The following is a 20,363-nucleotide window of genomic DNA, read 5'->3' as shown; positions in this document are numbered from 1 at the left end:
GCTGTGGACGGCTTGAAGATCCACCCAAAAGACGATGTCCTCATCGTGTTAAAAGAGGCAGCTAAAGGCGATGTCATTAGCGTGGGCCAACAGCAGCTCGAGCTAGCAGAGCCAGTCGAACGTGGCCACAAAGTGGCCCTCCGCAACATTCGCGAAGGAGAACCAGTGTTAAAATACGGCTTTCCGATTGGCATTGCCAAACAGACGATTGCTACAGGGGAGTGGGTCCATACACACAACTTAAAGACGGGGCTAGACGGCAAGCTGGCGTATGAATACAAGCAAAGCCAAAGCGCGGCGACGGCAGACACAGACAAAGGGACGCCCGCTTTTACGTTTAAAGGGTACGTCCGCAAAAACGGCGATGTCGGCATACGCAATGAAATTTGGATTTTAAATACGGTCGGCTGCATTAATAAAACGGCTGAGCTCATTGCCCGCCTCGCCCAACAAGAGCATTTTGCCAATATTGATGGCGTCTACCATTATCCACATCCTTTTGGCTGTTCTCAGCTAGGCGACGATTTAAAAAGCACGCAAGCAATTCTGAGCAGCTTAGTCCACCATCCTAATGCAGCAGGTGTCCTTGTGCTTGGCCTTGGTTGCGAAAACAACTACATTGACGTGTTTAAAGAGGCCGTTGGTCCTTACGACAGCGAACGCGTCAAGTTTCTCGCCGTGCAAGAAGTAGAAGACGAACTAGAGGAAGCTCTTCAACTAGTGTCCGAAATGGCCGCTGTCGCGAAAAACGATGTACGGACAGACGTGCCAGCGTCCAGATTAAAAGTTGGCTTAAAATGTGGAGGCTCTGACGGTTTTTCAGGGATTACAGCCAATCCACTTGTCGGCGCATTTTCCGATCGGCTCATTGCCCAAGGCGGGTCAACGGTGCTGACAGAAGTGCCTGAAATGTTTGGCGCAGAAACGATTTTGATGGAACGAGCCGTAGATGAAACGGTTTTTAATGGCATTGTCGATATGGTCAATGGCTTCAAAGACTATTTTATCCGCCATGGCCAGCCTGTTTATGAAAACCCTTCCCCAGGCAATAAAAAAGGCGGCATTACTACGTTGGAAGAGAAGTCACTCGGCTGTGTGCAAAAAGGCGGCTTTGCGCCAGTAGCCGATGTCGTCCCTTACGGAGGCAGAATGAAAAAACAAGGGCTGACACTCGTGGAAGGGCCAGGGAATGACCTTGTATCTGTCACAGCCCTTGCTGCTTCAGGGGCCCATATCGTGTTGTTTACAACAGGACGGGGCACACCATTTGGCGGCCCTGTTCCAACTGTCAAGCTATCGACGAATACGCCTTTATATGAACGAAAGAAAAACTGGATTGACTTTAATGCAGGCACACTCCTTGACGGAAAAGAGCTTGGCAAACTAGCAGACGAACTATTTGCCTATGTGCTGCAAATTGCCTCAGGGGAAAAGACGACTCACAATGAACGGAATGGCTTTAAAGAAATCGCCCTGTTCAAAGATGGCGTCATTTTATAAAAGGAGTGACAGCATGGATCGAACGGAAACAAAGCAATTGACGAAAAAGCTGATTGGCCAAGAGACGCCGGCAGGCAAGGAAACAATCGTTCAAATCGGGGAAGGCAACTTCATGCGCGGTTTCATTGATTGGATGGTCCATCAGCTTCACCAACAGGGGCTCTATGATGGCCGCGTCGCAGCGATACAGCCGACGCCACACGGCAAAATCGTCCCTGTCCTTCAAGCACAGGATGGCCTGTACACCGTGATTTTACGAGGCAAATTCGACGGCAAAGTCATCGATGAAGCCGAAGTGGTCCAAGCGATTGCCCGAGGCATTAACCCTTACAATGACTGGGAAGAGGTCAAAAAATTAGCGCGCTCTCCTGATGTAAAATGGTTGTTTTCCAATACGACAGAAGCAGGCCTCGTCTATCAACAGGAACGATATGAAGAGGACAAAGCGCCACTGTCTTTCCCAGGCAAGGTGACTGCCTTTTTATACGAGCGCTTTTTAGCGTTCGAGGGCGCTCTTGAGGCAGGGATCACACTCGTGCCTTGTGAGTTAATCGAAGACAATGGCGCTGTGTTAAAAGACATTGTTAAAACGATCGCCGAAGACTGGGATTTGCCGATTGAATTTGGGCAATGGCTAAGGAAAGCGAATGTCTTTTGCAACACGCTCGTCGATCGAATTGTAACAGGCTTTCCCCATGGCGAAGAAGAAACGTGGGCAAACAGGCTCGGCTACGAAGACCGGCTGTTGACAGTCGCTGAACCGTACCATTTGTTTGTGATCGAACCAGAGCGCCCGCTAGAGGAGCGTTTGCCGTTCGAGCAAGCAGGGCTCCATGTCAAATGGGAACCTGTGGCGTTGCATCGAGAGCTAAAAGTAAGGCTCTTAAACGGATTGCACACGATGATGTTCGCGCTCAGCTTTTTAGCAGGAGAAGACACGGTCAAAGGCGCCCTTCACTCTCCCCGCTTGCGGCGCTTTATTGAACAAGGGCTCGCACAAGAACTGATCCCCGTCGTCCATGCGCCAGAGGAAGAAAAGCAAGCCTATGCCGCTAGCGTGATTGAACGGTTTGAAAACCCATTTTTGGCACACAAGCTGACCGATATTGGCTTAAACGCGATCTACAAATTTAAGACACGGCTGCTGCCAGCATTAGAGGCCCATGAACAGCAGGACAACGAGCCGAACCAGTTGTTGGCGAGCCTCGCAGCGTTGCTTGTCTACATGAAGCCACACGAAAGAGATGGCGCGTTTCTAAAAGGAAACTGGCAAGGCAGAACCTATCAAATCCGCGAAAACGAAACGGCGCTCGCCTTATTGGAAACAACATGGGGCCAGTATGACGCAGGGGAAGCGACAGTAACAGAAACGGTTTCCACGTTGCTGCAAGCAGACAACCTTTGGGGCCGTGATTTAAGCCGCTATAGCGAGAAGGTTGCTGATTATGCAGATGGTTTGCTAAATGGCAATCCGCTAGATGTGATAGAGGGATGAAAAAGAAGGCGACCGCGCCTTCTTCAGACTGTAGACAAACGCTCGCATACTTCGTCGTTTGCCTCAGTCATATGCTCATGAACCCCCGTTCTATTCGCATCTTCCCTCGGCTGCACTCCTCGTCTGACAAGCGTTTTCTATCAGTCTGAGGGCGGTTATCGACTTTGTCGACAACCTCAAGAAGGCGACCGCGCCTTCTTTTTTTTGCGCTTACTTACTAAAAAAGAACACAAATGTGCAAATCGAATTTGAATTTTATTCCATTTGCCAAATCGAATTGCATAAAGAAATGAAAGCGGTTATATTCGATCTATCAACCACATATGAGCGGGTGTTGCACATATGTGCAAACGAAAGAAGGTGAACAAACAGGCATGAAGTGGCAAGAGGAACGCCAATTAGTCATTGTCGCAAAAATGTACTATGAGGAAGCGCTTACGCAAAATGAAATTGCTAAACGGCTAGGCCTTTACCGGACAACGGTGACAAGAATGCTGCAAAAAGCACGGGAGGCAGGAATTGTGCAAATAAAAATTGCCAGCACACAGCGTCTTCGCGTTGATTTGGAAGCAAAGTTGGCCCGTATGTTCGGCATTCGCGAGGCTGTGATTGTCCCGGTAGACCGTCACGCGAGCAGAGAAGAGCGCCTGAAAGCATTAGGGGAATCAGGAGCGAATTTGCTCGACAGCCTCCTCGTTGATGGCGATGTCATCGGCCTTGCATGGGGAGACACCCTTGGAACGATGGCCGAAACGATCGGTTCTTTTCGAAAACGTGACACCGTTTTTGTGCCGATCGTTGGCGGTCCTGGCAAGATGCACGTCAAGCATCATATCAATACGATCGTCTACAATGTTGCCCGTGCCTTTAAAGGCAAAGCACAGTATATCGATGCTGCGGCTATTGTGACATCAGCCGACGCGCAAAAAGACATTCGCGAATCGGCATACTTGCAAGACGTCTTACAGTTATGGGAAGAAATGACCGTTGCTGTCATTGGCATTGGTGCCCACGTCCGTTCATCCAATTTGGTTTGGAGCGGTTTTATTGGCGAAGCTGAACAGCAGCTGCTTGCGAAAAAACAAGCGATTGGCGATATTCTTTCCCGTTTTTACACGATTGATGGCAAAGAAGTGCAAACGCCTATAAGAGAGCGGACGATTGCGGTCGAGCTAGATCGTTTAAAGGAAAACCGGGCTACAGTGGCGATCGCCGAGTCGAAAGAAAAAGTACCTTCGATCATAGGCGGTTTGCAGGGAGGCTACATTTCCCACTTGATCACAGATGAAGAAACAGCGGTCGAACTTATTAAGTGGAAGGAGAATCCGTAATGGCGATTTTGTTAGCAATTGTCTGTCTTGGAGTCGGTTTCCTTTTGCAAAGTGTACTCGTTTTTTGGCAAATCAAGCATTTTAACAACCGCTATCGCTCCTTTCGGCAAGAAGGCCAAGTGGCGATTGGCCGCTCAAAAGGAATCATTCGCACTGGCGTGATTTTGCTGTTGTTAGTAGACCGTAAAGCGAATATTATTCGTGCTGAGCGGATGCAAGGAATGACGATTTTCGCCAGGTTTAAAGAGTTGCCAGCATTAAAAGGGCAGCCGTTGTTTTACATCGACCAAGGGGTAGAAAGGCGATTGGACCCCTTTACGAGAAAAGCGTTGGCGGACGCAAAACATGTCTATCGCGTCGTTAAGGCAGGCGGGGAAGTAAAACCGCCGAAAGCCCCGCTTAGCCAACTTTTGACGGTAATTACAAGAAAGCGTGAGGTGAGTAGCTAATGGATTGGCTCGTAAAAATGGCCGAAGGCTTTATCGGTTTATTTGCAGAAGGAGCATCCACATTTGTTGGATTAGTCGGTGATATCGTCCCGCTTTTAATTATGCTGCTTGTTGCAATGAATGCGGTCGTCCAATTTGTCGGGCAAGAACGAATTGAAAAATTGGCGATGAAGTCCGCAAAAAACATCTTTACCCGGTATTTGGTCCTGCCCGTTATTGGCACTTTTTTCTTCCTCAATCCGATGACGTTATCTTTGGGGCGGTTTTTACCAGAACGATACAAGCCTGGCTATTATGCATCGGCCAGCTATTCTTGCCACTCGATGAACGGGTTGTTCCCCCATGTCAACCCTGCCGAACTATTTGTTTTTCTTGGCGTTGCTGCTGGGATTACACAATTAGGCCACTCCACCGCCGAGCTCGCGCTACGGTATTTTCTCGTCGGTGTCGTCATGAATATGTTCCGGGGGCTTGTGACCGATTGGATGGTCGCGTATGTAGAAAAGCAGCAGAAAGTGAAGTTGAAAACGTCTATGAGCGAATCGTTAGGAGGTGTTCGCAATGGCTGATTTCAAAACCGTTCGAGTCGTAAAAGGGACAGGCGGATTTGGAGGGCCGCTTGAGATTACGCCAACACCTGAAAAAAATAAGATCGTCAACATTACAGGCGGGCCTGTTTCCGATGTGGCAGCAAAGTTGTCGGAACTTAGCGGGGCTGAACTTGTCAATGGGTTTACAACTTCTGTGCCAGAAGAACAAATCGCAGCAGTTGTGATTGACTGTGGCGGGACGCTCCGTGCTGGTTTATATCCAAAAAAACGAATTCCGACAATCAATATTATGCCGACTGGCCAAAGCGGGCCAATGGCCAAATTCATCGTCCCCGATATTTATGTATCTGGTGTGAAACCGAGCCATTTGACGATCGTCGACAAAGAGGGACATCAACAAGAACAAAGCATAGCAACCGAAGAAAGTGCCGCTACAAAACAAGCAACCTATGACACAAGCAAAAAAATAACCGAGCAAAACGACAACTTAATGGCGAAGATTGGCAAAATGATGGGCGGCATCGTCAATGTGTTTTACCAAGCTGGCCGTGAAGCGATTGATACCGTCTTAAAGACAATCTTGCCGTTTATGGCGTTTGTGTCGCTCTTAATTGGCTTAATTTTAGCTTCTGGCGTAGGCGATGTCATCGCCAATGTCTTAAAGCCACTTGGCGGCACCGTTTGGGGACTGTTAATCTTATCAGCGATTGTGTCTTTTCCGTTATTGTCTCCTTTTCTCGGCCCAGGAGCGGTTATTGCCCAAGTGATCGGCACGCTAATCGGCGTCGAAATTGGCAGAGGCAACATCCCGCCTCAGTTTGCGCTGCCTGCGCTATTTGCGATTAATGCCCAAGCGGCTGCGGACTTTGTCCCTGTAGGGCTTGGCTTAGCTGAGGCAGAGCCTGAAACGGTCGAAGTCGGTGTTCCTGCTGTATTGTATGGGCGGTTTTTAACCGGCCCGCCGACTGTCTTTGTTGCTTGGCTAGCCAGTTTCGGCATGTACGATGGATAACGGATAGTCCCACGAAGGAGTGAGAGACAGCTAAAACTTGCATAACCAGCAATCACTATTTTTGCAAAAGAGAAAGTAAAGTGAAAAGGTGGAAATTTATGATGATTTATAAAACAACTGTGACAAAGTTAGGCGCTCTTGCTTGCGATTTTTTGGCAGAGAATATATTGATTTTGTTTAAAGACAATGCGCCAGAAGAGTTAGCTGAGTATTGTGTCCTTCATCAGGAAAACCAATTAATAGACAAGATCCAACCAGGCGATACGGCGATTTTAGCTGGACAAGCGTTTGAGGTTACAGCCGTTGGCAGTGCTGTTGAAAAAAATTTACGCTCCCTCGGGCATATAACGATAAAAGCCGATGGAGCGGGGGAAGCGGAATTGCCAGGGACTTTGTCACTCGAAGCAAAGCCGCTACCCCCACTAAAAGAAGGGGACACCATTATAATTTCTAGATAAATAAAGGAGTGGAGATATCATGGCAGAAACAAAAAAAACCGCTGTTGTCGCCGGGGGCGGCCAAAATTTAGGAGAACATATTAGCTGGCGGTTAGCGCGAGAAGGCTATTATGTCGTTATCGCTGATCTGCAAGGGAGCAGGGCGGAAGCCGTCGCCGAAGAGATTGCCAATCAAACGGGAAGCAGAACACTGGGCATCGGCTTTGACGCGACGGTAGAAGACGATGTTGCCTATGTCATGGATACAACGGTCAACACGTTCGGATCTCTTGATTTGCTCGTCTACAACGCAGGCGTGGCTCGCAGCGCCAAAATTGATCATTTTCCTACAAAAGATTGGCAAATGGCACTAGACGTCAATTTGACAGGTTATTTTTACTGTGCCAGAGAAGCAAGCAAAATCATGATCAAACAAAACAGCGGCAACATCATTCAAATCAATTCAAAGTCAGGAAAAGTCGGAAGCAAACATAACGTTGCCTACTCCGCTTCCAAATTCGGCGGCGTCGGCCTCACACAAAGTCTAGCGTTGGATTTGGCAGAGCACAACATCCGCGTCAATGCGATTATGCCAGGAAATCTCCTGTCTTCGCCGATGTTCCAAAGTTTAATCCCTTCCTATGCGAAAAAACTTGGCATCAAAGAAAGCGAAGTCGAACAAGTCTACATCGACAAAGTGCCCTTAAGACGGGGCTGCACGTATGAAGATGTTGCCAATGCTGTCGTTTTCTATAGTTCAGACAAAGCCGCCTATATGACTGGTCAATCGATCAACGTTACCGGCGGGCAAGTGATGTTTTAAGTAATATAGAATCCCCCTTTTTGCTTCGGCTAGTTGCCAAATAAGGAGGGGGATCTTCCTTTACAAGCCGATAAAAACCTTCCATTCGCCTCCCTCATAGGATAAAGCGCTTCCATCCATTTTTATAGTTCATTCCTATAAAATGGAAAAAATGGGCCCTTCTTAACTGAAAATCTTTATCATTTGATGATAAAATTTTCGTACATTTCAATAATGAATGGGAAACAATGGATAATATGAAGGAGAAAAAACCTGGTTCCTTCAATCGGTTAAAGTTTGTTAATTACCAAAGTAAAAACATTTATTTTTTGCACTTGACAAGAAAAAAGTCCATAGATATAAGAGGTAGATTTGAGGCCTATTAATAGAACAAGAAATAAATGATGGTAAATATGAATATCTAAGTGTCTAGTCGTTTAGTTCTGTTAATTGGATGTAAATGGAATTTAAACCTATGAGATCAAAATACACAGGTACATAGTTGTATCATTATTCAGAACTCTTGACGTGTTTCCAGAGGCCAATTAAATTGAAAATAGATTCATATAAACCCTTTTAAACCAGCCTACCTTAATAGAAAAACCCTTTCATTTTTATTTGCGATACTTAAAAAATAGCTGTAGGTCAAAAGACTGAATGACGGTTTTGCGATTACTAGAATACGTATGCCTGTTTAAGGCTGTTTTTTCTAGCTGGCGCGTTTTTGAGCTACACAGCCAATAGAAAGCCGATCAACAGTCATTGACTGAAAACACAGCTGTGGGTTGGCAAAGGACGTTACAAGAGATGTCCACTACATAAGGCAAGACATTTGCGACTTAGACATTCTGAGGCTCGATAGGATGCTGTCTATGTCGAAGGAGCCGATCCTGATTCATGAATGCCGGCGTCGGGCACTTGCCCGAGACCGCTTTGCCCTCCCAGGGAGAACAAACTGTTTTTTTCAGCGCACCTCGGAGGTCTAACGCGATTTCGATAAACCGATGATCCGCAAAGTGGGAGAAAAAGTCCTAGTGATCAGCATCTGCTTATAAAATGGCCGGAACGAGTTTGTCATTTATGCGTGTCCCTTAGAGGAAAAAGCCTGACAAAAAACAGTACCAACATACACATCCTTTTAAGGGGGTGATGGCCATGGTGACTAAATAAATTTCCAGAAAAAGAAGGTGTTAGAAGACTAAAAAAAGAAGGTGCGAATACGTTGCAATCGAAAAAACTGATGACCAGAAGAAGACTTCTGGAATTAAGAAAACTCGTCATTGTTACGATGGTTTTCTTGCTTTCGCTTAGCAACTTCCTTCCTTATTCGGCGCAATACGCGCAAGCGAATGAAACGCCTTCCCTTTCTGATCTTGAACTCACACAAGATGTGGATGGAGAAGAGCGCAAGGAAGTTGAAAAAGGCGCCACATTTACGTTCAATGTCGATGCGTTGATTCCAGAAAGCGGATCGGATGAGGGAACGTTAACGATTCTTAATCAAGTGAATAAACAACTTTCGATTGAGAATGTGGAAGTCGTTGTGAATGAAGAAGAAAGCGATTTGGAGGCAACTGTAGAAGGACAAGATGTCAGTCTTGAGCTAACACCAGAACAACTGGACACAGTCGCTGGCCAACATGTCACTCTGAAGATTACCGCTGCTTTTCAAGATGAAGTAGAAGCAGGCACAGAAATCGAAAACGTGGCAGAAGCATTCATCAACGGCGAGTTAGCCGAGAAAGCAGAACCAGTAACAGTCGCGCTTTTAGCTGATGCCGAAGCTACTTCGGAAGAAGAGGAAGCTCCAGCTGAAGAGGAAGCCCAGCAAGAAGAGGAAAATGCTGGTGAAGAGTCTTCAGAAGAGGAAAAAGCTTCAGAAGAGGAGCAATCTTCGGAAGAAGAGCAAGGCACAGAGGAAGAGGCTGAGGGCGAAGAGGAATCGAACGAGGTTTCGGTAAAAGACACTGCTGAAGCAAGGATAGCAGCAACTGATGGGCAATGGCTCACTCATAAATTTGATGAATTTTCTGGTAATACGTTTGAGTCGTTATTTGCCGCTGACGGTGCTGCCGGAATTCCTGACGGAGCTAATTTTATCCGCCTGACGCCAGCAGAGACATTACAAAGTGGTGCCGTTTTTAATAAAAATGCGGCTTGTCCTACTAATGAATATTCATTCAGCACTGGCTTTTCATTTCAAATGAGTGGCCAAAGTCCTGAAGGCCCAAGTGACGGATTAACTTTTACGCTCCAAACTGGGACAGCTAGTCAAAACTCAAATGGAGGCGGATTAGGATACTACGGCATCCAACCGAGTTTTGCGGTTAAATATGACACGTTTTTAAACACGGTTTATAACGACCCTTCAGAAAACTACATTGGACTTGCTGTCGATGGATCAGTAGTCAACCAGCCTGGATGGTATACGGATTTAAATGCGTATAACACAGATAACAGCACCAATTTTGTTTTATCGAACGGAACGAGGTACTACACATGGATTGACTATGATGGACTAAATCAGAATGTCCAAGTCCGCCTTGGGACTTCCCCAGATAGAGGGAGTTCTAACTTAGTATTAAATGTTGATAATATTGATCTTAGTGGAATCTTTAATGGTCAACCGTACCATGCTGGTTTTACCGCGTCCACAGGGTTGCCAAACTATGAGAACCATGATATCTACAACTGGTATTTCATAGACGACTATTCTCCTATTGCGACACTGAGCCCAGAAGGCGGTTCCAAACAAGCGCCGAGCGATTTGGAACTAACGATAGAACAAGGCGCTGAGCAGGGAGAACACAATGTGATCATCACGTTGCTCGATCCACTAGGTAATCCGGTTTCAGGTGCATCGTTGGATGAATTGACTGCAACAGCTGGAGAACTAACAGGGCCAAACGGAGAATCCGTAACTGAGTTAGTGTCAGACGAAGATGGCAAGGTTCATGCCGTATTAAAAAATGCCAATCCAACTCAAGACATTACAATCTCAGCCACTACGGGTTGCTTCAATGTTTCTGACACCATTGAAGGAACAAACGAACCGCTAGTTGTTGCTGAAAAATCCGTCTCTCCAGAAGGAGACGTCTTTGTAGGCGATGAATTAACCTATGAAGTAACGGTTAAAAATGAAGGCGGAGATGTTGCAACAGATACGGTTATTGAAGATGTTATTCCTGAAGGCACGGAATACGTTCCTGGCTCGATGAAAATTGTTAATGGGCCAAATGCAGGCGATTTAACCGATGAAAACGATGAGGACGCCGGCCAATTTGACGGCGACAAAGTCGTTATTAACATTGGTGATGTGCCAAACACGACTGAGCTAGAAGACGGCATTACCGTCCAGTTTAAAGTCAAAGCGTTGTCCAGCCATGTCGGCGAGTCTGTAGTGAACAAAGCAGTAGTAAGCTACAAAAACGCGGAGACAGATGAAGAGGGAACGGTTGAGTCGAACGAAGTCACAAATGAGGTTATAGCAGGCGAAGACATCGATGCTTGCGCGAACCCGGTAGCATTGGTGAACGGTAGTTTTGAACAGCCCGATATTACCACTGGAGATTTACCAACATACGGCCATGCTGCTTTCTTTCATCAAGATGATATTCCAGGTTGGAGTACAACACATCCTAATGGAGTAATCGAACTTTGGAACGATGCATTACTCACACCAGGTAGCAATCGTTTTGAAGCAGCAGATGGCGTTCAAAATGCTGAACTCAATGCAGATATTCCTTCTATGCTCTATCAAGTTGTAGATACTGAACCAGGCCAAGTCATTTATTGGCGGCTAGCTCATCGGGGAAGAAATGGTCCGGATACTATGTCCGTTCATATTGGGCCAGTTACAGACAACCCTGAGAATACGCCTATCACAACAGATAGAGATGGAAACGAGCATTTAACCGATGATCGCGCTCAATGGGGCTATCATTATGGCGAATATGTGGTTCCCGCTGGACAAACGAAAACTCTTTTTGGATTTAAAGCTGTTTCTTCGGCTGGCGGTCAACTGAATTTTGGGAATGCTTTAGACGACATCTTCCTTGGAACCGAGCCGTGTGTCGTTGCGGAAAAATCCGTTTCTCCAGAAGGAGAGGTATTTGAAGGCGACGAACTCACTTATGAAGTTACCGTTAAAAACAACGGTGGCGACGTTGCGGGAGATACGGTGATTGAAGACGTTATCCCAGAAGGCACGGAATATGTTCCTAATTCAATGAAAATCGTCAACGGACCAAATGCAGGCGATTTAACCGATGAGAACGATGATGACGCTGGCCATTTTGACAGCGACAAAGTCATGATCAACATTGGCGATGTGCCAAACACGACTGAGTTAGCTGATGGAATTACCGTCCAGTTTAAAGTCAAAGCGTTGTCCAGCCATGTCGGCGAGTCTGTAGTGAACAAAGCAACAGTAGGCTACAAAAACTTGTTGACGGACGAAGACAAAACGACGGAGACGAATGAAGTCACGAATGAGATTGTCGAAGGTGAAGACATCGATGCTTGCGCGAACCCTGTCGCATTGGTGAATGGTAGTTTTGAAGAGCCACCGTATTCTTCAGATTATGCTACAGGACCTGGTTACTTTACCATTGATCAGGAACTAGTTCCTGGATGGCAAACAACAGATTCATATAAGGTACTGGAAATCTTCAACAAATCGTTAATGGATCGAATTGCTCCTGGTTCGCCTCAGGATCAACAAGGTCTCAAAAATGAGGTGCCCCACGGGCAGCAAATGGCAGAACTGAATAGTAAAGAACCTGCTCAGCTGTATCAAGATGTGGAGACGACACCAGGTCAAGTCATTCATTGGCGCTTGGCTCATAAAGGTAGACTTGGCGATGACACAATGGTTGTAAAAATTGGTTCAGCCGATGTCGCTCCAAAAGATTTACCGACGATTGAGACGATTACCACAGGCAAAGATGAGTGGAAATACTATTCAGGAACGTACACTGTTCCAGCAGACCAAACGGTGACACGCTTTGGATTCGAAGCTGTTTCTTCCGCTGGTGGAAATCCTGCAGCAGGAAACTTCTTAGACGACATCTTCCTCGGAACCGAACCGTGCGTTGTTGCCGAAAAATCCGTTTCTCCTGAAGGAGAGGTTTTTGAAGGCGATGAACTGACATATGAAGTTACCGTTAAAAACAACGGTGGCGATGTTGCGGCCAATACGGTCATTGAAGATGCGATTCCGGAAGGGACAGAGTTTGTTCCAGGATCAATGAAAATTTTGAACGGCCCAAAAAAAGGCGATTTGACTGATGAGAACGATGATGACGCCGGCCATTTTGACGGCGATAAAGTCATTATCAACATTGGTGAAGTGCCAAATGCGACTGAGTTAGAAGAGGGAATCACCGTTCAGTTTAAAGTCAAAGCGTTGTCCAGCCACGTCGGCGAGACGGTTGTGAACAAAGCAACCGTAGGCTACAAAAACTTGTTGACGGACGAAGATGGCACAACGGAGACGAACGAAGTCTCGAATGAGGTTGTCGAAGGCGAAGACATTGATGCTTGTGCGAGCCCGGTAGCATTAGTGAATGGTAGTTTTGAGGAACCGGTTGTAGTTGGAAGTGAATATAGTATAGAACAAGACAATTATGTCTATGCCCTCTTTCCTCAAGACGTAGTCCCAGGTTGGAACACTACCGCTAGCGATGGTTTGATAGAATTATGGGATGAAAGTGTAGCTAATCATAGGTTTAAAGGCATAAAAGGTGGCGTTCCTGACGGCAAGCAAGTGGCTGAATTGAATGCAAATGAGGCTAGCACATTATATCAAGATGTCAAAACCACCCCAGGCCAAACGATTTATTGGCGTTTATCTCATCAAGGAGGGGCTGACGTCGATACGGCGGAAGTGAGGATTGGGTCTCCAGACTTACCTTTTGAACAACTTTCCCTTGAAGCATCTTTAGAAACGGGCCCTGATGAATGGAAAATATATTCAGGGACGTATACAGTGCCAGCTGGACAAACGACGACACGTTTTGCTTTTGAATCTACGGATGAAAAAGACCCTTATGCTGGTAATATTTTAGACGACATCTTCCTAGGTACAGAACCGTGCGTCGTTGCTGAAAAATCCGTTTCTCCTGAAGGAGAGGTTTTTGAAGGTGATGAACTGACATATGAAGTCACGGTTAAAAACAACGGTGGAGATGTTGCCGCGGACACGGTCATTGAAGATGCGATTCCTGAGGGCACAGAATACGTTCCAGAATCAATGAAAATCGTCAACGGACCAAATGCAGGTGATTTAACCGATGAGAACGATGATGACGCTGGCCATTTTGATGGCGACAAAGTCATTATCAACATTGGCGATGTGCCAAATACGACTGAGTTAGAAGACGGCATCACTGTCCAGTTTAAAGTCAAAGCGTTGTCCAGCCACGTCGGTGAGTCCGTAGTGAACAAAGCAACAGTAGGCTACAAAAACTTGTTGACCGATGAAGATGGCACAACGGAGACGAACGAAGTCTCGAATGACATCATTGAAAGAGAAGACATTGATGCGTGTGCACGGCCAGTTGCCTTGATTAACGGTAGTTTTGAGGAGCCGCTCTATTCTCCTGATGATTCAAACCATGTAAGATATGCTAACCATCCATGGTTTGAAATTAAACAGGAGTTTGTTCCAGGATGGCAAACAACGGATTCTACTGGTTTACTTGAGATTATGAATAAAAGTTTAGCAGATGATGCGAGAGCCAACTATCCACCAGGTCATGGCCAATTAGCATGGGCATTTGATCCAGCTCATGGTCAACAATTTGCAGAGTTAAATTCAAAAGAATTTGCACAACTATACCAAGATGTTGAAACAACACCAGGGCAAACGATTTATTGGCGTTTAGCCCATAGAGGTGTAGCTGGTTCGGACACGATGGCTGTAAAAATTGGCCCGAACACCACTGCTCCAAGTGACCTACCAACTATTGAGACGATTACAACCGATAATAATGGATGGCAATATTATTCAGGCACCTATAAGGTTCCTGCTGGTCAAACCATCACACGCTTTGGTTTTGAAGCCGTTTCGTCTGCTACTGGAGCTCAAAACCAGGGTAATGTCTTAGACGAAATCTTCCTCGGAACCGAACCATGCGTCGTTGCGGAAAAATCCGTTTCTCCTGAAGGAGAAGTCGCTGTTGGCGATGAGCTAACCTATGAAGTCACGATTAAAAACAATGGTGGCGACGTTGCAGCTAATACGGTCTTTGAAGATGCGATCCCTGAAGGAACTGAATATGTACCAGGTTCGATCAAAATCCTTACTGGACCAAAAGCAGGCGATTTAACCGATGCAGACGGTGACGATGCTGGCCATTTTGATGGCGACAAAGTCATTATCAACCTGGGTGATTTACCGAATACGACCGAGTTGCCTGATGGCGTCACGGTTCAGTTTAAAGTGAAAACGATATCGGACAACGGCGGGGAGCCTATCGTAAACAAAGCGACTGTCGGTTATAAAAACTTGTTGACCGATGAAGACGGCTCCACAGAGACCAATGAAGTCGAAACACCGGTTCAATACAACGCGCCGAAAACGGAATCGGAAAAATCAGCAGAGCTGCTTGAAAAAGCAGACGGCAACACCGATGCTGACAACCCAGAAGTCGGCGACACGCTTAAGTATACGATTCAAACACGGAACACGGTCGAAAATAGCTTGATTACGAATTTGACCATCCGTGATGCGATTCCAGAAGGCTTGGAATACGTGTCAGGCACGTTGAAAGTCAATGGCGAAGCAGTTACTGATGAAAAAGATGACGACGAAGGCCACGTAGTCGATGGCGAAGTGTTTGGTTCCTTCGGTGACGTAACCAACACCGAATGGCATACACTGGAATTCCAAGTCATCGTTTCGGAAGGGCAGGCTGGCAACGACATTGAAAACGTTGCAGTCGTTGATGGCGACAATCTCGACGAGCCAGACGAGCCACGTGAAGAAGTGAAAGTCTATCCACGTGAGCCAAAGACTGAATCGAAAAAATCAGCGAAGAATGCCGATGACAGCAAAGAACACTATGAAGTCGGCGACACAGTTGTGTACACGATCGAAGCACGCAACACCGTCTCTGATAGCTTGCTTGAAAACTTAAAAATCACAGACGTCCTTCCAGAAGGGTTGACGTTTGTCGAAGGCAGCTTGAAAGCAAGTGATGGCGGCACAGGAAATTACGAAGACGGAAAAGTAACCGCTGAATTCGGCGAAGTCACAGACACCGAATGGCGTACGGTTACGTTCGAAGCAACGATCAACGCTGGCTATTCAGGCGAGAAGATTAAAAACGTTGCTCTCGTCGAAGTGCCAAATATCGAAATCCCAGATGAGCCAGAAACGGAAATCGATGTCGATCCGAAACAGCCGAAAACGGAATCAGAAAAATCGGCAGAACTGCTTGAAAAAGCAGACGGCAACACCGATGCCGACAACCCAGAAGTGGGGGACACACTCAAGTATACGATTCAAACACGGAACACGATCGAAGACAGCTTGATCACGAATTTGACCATCCGCGATGCGATTCCAGAAGGATTGGAATACGTGCCAGGCACGCTGAAAGTCAATGGCGAAGCGGTTACTGACGAAAAAGATGACGACGAAGGCCACGTAGTCGATGGCGAAGTGTTCGGTTCCTTCGGTGACGTAACCAACACCGAATGGCATACACTGGAATTCCAAGTCATCGTTTCGGAAGGGCAGGCTGGCAACGACATTGAAAACGTCGCAGTCGTTGACGGCGACAATCTCGACGAGCCAGACGAGCCACGTGAAGAAGTCAAAGTCTACCCACGTGAGCCAAAGCTTGAATCGAAGAAATCAGCGAAAAACGCTGATGAAAGCAAAAACGGCTATGAAGTCGGTGACACGGTCGTGTATACGATTGAAACGCGTAACACGGTTTCCGATAGCGTAGTTGAAGACTTACGCATTACCGACAAGCTCCCAGAAGGCTTAGCATTCGTAGAAGGCAGCCTCCAAGTAAGTGATGGCGGCACAGGCAACTACGAAGATGGCACTGTCACAGGAGAATTCGGCGATGTCACAGACACCGAATGGCGTACAGTGACATTTGAAGCAAAAATCGAATCAGGTTTCATCAACAAAAAGATTAAAAACGTCGCAACAGTAGGCGGCGGCAACATCGATGAACCAGATGAGCCAGAAACGGAAGTTGATGTTGATCCGAAAGAGCCAAAGCTTGAATCGAAAAAATCAGCGAAAAACGCTGACGAAAGCAAAGACGGCTATGAAGTCGGCGACACGGTCGTGTATACGATTGAAACGCGTAACACGGTTTCCGATAGCCTAGTTGAAGACTTACGCATTACCGACAAGCTCCCAGAAGGTCTGGCATTTGTAGAAGGCAGCCTCCAAGTAAGTGATGGCGGCACAGGCAACTACGAAGACGGCACTGTCACAGGAGAATTCGGCGATGTCACAGACACCGAATGGCGTACAGTGACATTTGAAGCAAAAATCGAATCAGGTTTCATTAACAAAACGATTAAAAACGTCGCAACAGTAGGCGGCGGCAACATCGACGAACCAGATGAGCCAGAAACAGAAGTTGATGTTGATCCAAAAGAGCCGAAGCTTGAATCGAAAAAATCAGCGAAAAACGCTGACGAAAGCAAAGACGGCTATGAAGTCGGCGACACGGTCGTGTATACGATTGAAACGCGTAACACGGTTTCCGATAGCCTAGTTGAAGACTTACGCATTACCGACAAGCTCCCAGAAGGTCTGGCATTTGTAGAAGGCAGCCTCCAAGTAAGTGATGGCGGCACAGGCAACTACGAAGACGGCACTGTCACAGGAGAATTCGGCGATGTCACAGACACCGAATGGCGTACAGTGACATTTGAAGCAAAAATCGAATCAGGTTTCATTAACAAAACGATTAAAAACGTCGCAACAGTAGGCGGCGGCAACATCGACGAACCAGATGAGCCAGAAACCGACGTCGACGTTGATCCGAAACAGCCAAAAACCGAATCGGAAAAATCGGCAGAGCTGCTTGAAAAAGCAGACGGCAACACCGATGCCGACAACCCAGAAGTCGGTGACACGCTCAAGTATACGATTCAAACACGAAACACGATCGAAGACAGCTTGATCGCGAACTTGACAATCCGCGATGTAATTCCAGAAGGATTGGAATACGTGTCAGGCACGTTGAAAGTCAATGGCGAGGCGGTCACAGATGAAGATGATTCCGATCAAGGCCACGTAGTCGATGGCGAAGTGTTTGCTAGCTTTGGTGATGTTACAGATACAGAATGGCGTACAGTCGAATTCCACGTCATCGTTTCTGAAGGCCAAGCAGGCAAGGACATTGAAAACGTCGCAGTCGTTGATGGCGACAATATCGACGAGCCAGACGAGCCACGTGAAGAAGTCAAAGTTTACCCACGTGAGCCAAAGCTTGAATCGAAAAAATCAGCGAAAAATGCCGATGACAACAAAGAACACTATGAAGTCGGCGACACGGTTGTGTATACGATTGAATCCCGCAACAGCGTCTCTGATAGCTTGCTCGAAAACTTAAAAATCACAGACGTCCTTCCAGAAGGGCTGACGTTTGTCGAAGGCAGCTTGAAAGTAAGTGATGGCGGTACAGGCAACTACAAAGACGGAACCGTAACAGCTGAATTTGGTGAAGTCAAAGACACCGAATGGCGTACGGTCACGTTTGAAGCAACAATCGACTCTGGCTATTCAGGCGAGAAGATTAAAAACGTTGCTGTCGTCGAAGTACCAAACCTTGAAAAGCCAGATGAGCCAGACACAGAAATTGTTGTCGATCCGAAAGATCCAAAAACGGAATCCGAAAAATCGGCAAAACTGCTTGAAAAAGCAGACGGCAACACCGATGCCGACAACCCAGAAGTCGGCGACACGCTCGTGTATACGATTCAAACACGCAACACAGTCGAAGACAGCTTGCTAGCCAACTTGACCATCCGCGATGCGATCCCAGCTGGCTTAGAGTATGTGCCAGGCACGTTGAAAGTCAATGGCGAAGCCGTCACCGATGAGAACGATGACGATAAAGGCCACGTAGTCGATGGCGAAGTGTTTGCTAGCTTTGGCAATGTCACCGACACAGAATGGCATACAGTCGAGTTCCACGTTATTGTTTCTGAAGGCCAAGCAGGCAAGGACATTGAAAACGTCGCAGTCGTTGATGGCGACAATATCGATGAGCCAGATGAGCCACGTGAAGAAGTCAAAGTTTACCCACGTGAGCCGAAACTAGAGTATGAGAAAACGGCTAAAAATGCAGATGAGGCGAAAGACCGTTATGAAGCAGGAGATACGGTCGTATATACGATCCGTGCTCGCAACACGGTCTCTGATAGCTTGCTGGACAACATGACATTCACAGACGAACTTCCAGAAGGATTGACGTTTGTCGAAGGCAGCCTCGAAGCAAGTCATGGCGGCAAAGGAAGCTATGAAGACGGAAAAGTAACGGCTGAGTTCGGTGAAGTTAAAGACACCGAATGGCGCACCATCACATTTGAAGCAACGATCAACGCTGGTTATGCAGAAGAGACAATTAGAAACGTTGCTGTCATCGAAGTGCCGAACATCGGCATACCAGGAGAACCAGACACGGAAATTGTTGTTGATCCAAAACAACCGAAGCTCGAATCGAAAAAATCAGCGAAAAACGCTGACGAAAACAAAGACGGCTATGAAGTCGGCGACACGGTTGTGTACACGATCGAAACACGCAACACGATCGAAGACAGCTTAGTCGAAGACTTACGCATCACTGACCAGCTTCCAGAAGGCTTAGCATTCGTAGAAGGCAGTCTGAAAGTAAGCGAAGGCGGCGAAGGCAGCTTCGAAGACGGAACGGTAACAGCCACATTCGGAAATGTACCAGATACCGAGTGGCGCACGGTCACATTTGAAGCGACAATCGAGCCAGGCTTTGCGAACAAAACAGTCAAGAACGTTGCCACAGTAGACGGAGGCAACATTGACGATCCAGACAAGCCAGAACAAGAAGTCGACGTTGATCCAAAACAACCGAAGCTTGAATCGAAAAAATCAGCGAAAAACGCTGACGAAAGCAAAGACGGCTATGAAGTTGGCGACACCGTTGTGTACACGATCGAAGCACGCAATACGGTTGAAGACAGTGCCGTAGAAGACTTAACGATCATCGACCAACTGCCAGAAGGCTTAGCATTCGTAGAAGGCAGTCTGAAAGTAAGCGAAGGCGGCGAAGGCAGCTTTGAAGATGGTACCGTTACAGCCACATTCGGCAATGTGACAGACACCGAGTGGCGCACGGTCACATTTGAAGCGACAATCGAGTCTGGAACGTCGATTAAAAACGTTGCAACTGTAAATGGCGGCAACATTGATGATCCAGACAAGCCTGAAGCAGAAATTGAGATTAACGAACCACCAACACCACCAACACCTGATGATGGAGATGACAAAGAGGATCCAGTAGACCCAACTCCTGGCGATAAGCCAGAAGAGCCAAAACCAGGAAATGACGGAACGGATAAACCTCAAGTTCCTCCAGGCAAAGTTGGTAGCGGCGAGCCTCAAGACAAAGGGGACGCGACGCCAGGCGACAAGTCGCCGTCAGATGGAACCAAGCTGCCGAAAACAGCGACAAGCACGTACACTTTGCTTCTCATTGGTGCAAGTTTACTTGTTCTTGGAGCGATTCTATGGTTCGTTAGAAGGAAAAAGGCAGCATAAGCATTAAA

At 46.9% G+C, this 20,363-nt stretch carries 9 protein-coding genes; all 9 read left to right on the top strand.

Features of this window, described 5'->3' with window-relative positions; translation table 11 throughout:
- Positions 1-3 precede the first annotated feature (3 nt).
- Entirely contained in the window at positions 4-1,500 is a 1,497-nt protein-coding gene (locus N6H06_RS19100) for a UxaA family hydrolase (protein WP_263707723.1), read from the top strand.
- Positions 1,501-1,513: 13 nt separating this feature from the next.
- Entirely contained in the window at positions 1,514-2,995 is a 1,482-nt protein-coding gene (locus N6H06_RS19095; protein WP_263707722.1) for a tagaturonate reductase, read from the top strand.
- A gap of 344 nt (positions 2,996-3,339) precedes the next feature.
- Positions 3,340-4,326: a sugar-binding transcriptional regulator gene (locus N6H06_RS19090; RefSeq protein ID WP_263707721.1), complete on the top strand. Its 987-nt coding sequence runs from the start codon at positions 3,340-3,342 to the stop codon at positions 4,324-4,326.
- Positions 4,326-4,775, top strand: coding sequence for a transcriptional regulator GutM (locus tag N6H06_RS19085; protein WP_263707720.1), 450 nt, complete (start codon positions 4,326-4,328; stop codon positions 4,773-4,775). Before N6H06_RS19090 ends, N6H06_RS19085 begins: the two co-directional genes overlap by 1 nt.
- Complete coding sequence (srlA, locus tag N6H06_RS19080; protein WP_062750127.1) at positions 4,775-5,344, top strand: PTS glucitol/sorbitol transporter subunit IIC; 570 nt, start codon at positions 4,775-4,777, stop codon at positions 5,342-5,344. Before N6H06_RS19085 ends, srlA begins: the two co-directional genes overlap by 1 nt.
- Positions 5,337-6,338, top strand: a complete 1,002-nt coding sequence (srlE, locus tag N6H06_RS19075) for a PTS glucitol/sorbitol transporter subunit IIB (RefSeq protein WP_263707719.1) — start codon at positions 5,337-5,339, stop codon at positions 6,336-6,338. The genes srlA and srlE overlap by 8 nt, the downstream gene beginning before the upstream one ends.
- Positions 6,339-6,436: 98 nt before the next feature.
- The gene (locus tag N6H06_RS19070) at positions 6,437-6,796 is read left to right on the top strand and encodes a PTS glucitol/sorbitol transporter subunit IIA (RefSeq protein WP_263707718.1); all 360 of its coding nucleotides are present in this window, start codon (positions 6,437-6,439) and stop codon (positions 6,794-6,796) included.
- Between the two features lie 19 nt (positions 6,797-6,815).
- Positions 6,816-7,598 carry a sorbitol-6-phosphate dehydrogenase gene (gene srlD / locus N6H06_RS19065; protein ID WP_263707717.1) on the top strand — a complete coding sequence of 261 codons (783 nt, stop codon included), beginning with the start codon at positions 6,816-6,818 and terminating at the stop codon, positions 7,596-7,598.
- A gap of 1,201 nt (positions 7,599-8,799) precedes the next feature.
- On the top strand, positions 8,800-20,355 hold the full coding sequence (locus tag N6H06_RS19060; RefSeq protein ID WP_263707715.1) for an isopeptide-forming domain-containing fimbrial protein: 11,556 nt from the start codon (positions 8,800-8,802) through the stop codon (positions 20,353-20,355).
- The last annotated feature ends 8 nt before the right edge of the window (positions 20,356-20,363 follow it).

Origin of the sequence: Shouchella tritolerans (genome assembly GCF_025770735.1) — a bacterium.
Classification (GTDB): Bacteria; Bacillota; Bacilli; order Bacillales; family Bacillaceae_D; genus Shouchella; species Shouchella tritolerans.
The sequence above is the reverse complement of the archived record's forward strand: the minus strand, read 5'-3'. Positions and strand labels throughout refer to the sequence as shown.

Coding starts and splice junctions, on each gene's coding strand:
- srlE (WP_263707719.1), top strand. CDS start 5,337: ATGGCTGATTTCAAAACCGTTCGAGTCGTAAAAGGGACAGGCGGATTT.
- N6H06_RS19085 (WP_263707720.1), top strand. CDS start 4,326: ATGGCGATTTTGTTAGCAATTGTCTGTCTTGGAGTCGGTTTCCTTTTG.
- srlD (WP_263707717.1), top strand. CDS start 6,816: ATGGCAGAAACAAAAAAAACCGCTGTTGTCGCCGGGGGCGGCCAAAAT.
- N6H06_RS19095 (WP_263707722.1), top strand. CDS start 1,514: ATGGATCGAACGGAAACAAAGCAATTGACGAAAAAGCTGATTGGCCAA.
- srlA (WP_062750127.1), top strand. CDS start 4,775: ATGGATTGGCTCGTAAAAATGGCCGAAGGCTTTATCGGTTTATTTGCA.
- N6H06_RS19070 (WP_263707718.1), top strand. CDS start 6,437: ATGATGATTTATAAAACAACTGTGACAAAGTTAGGCGCTCTTGCTTGC.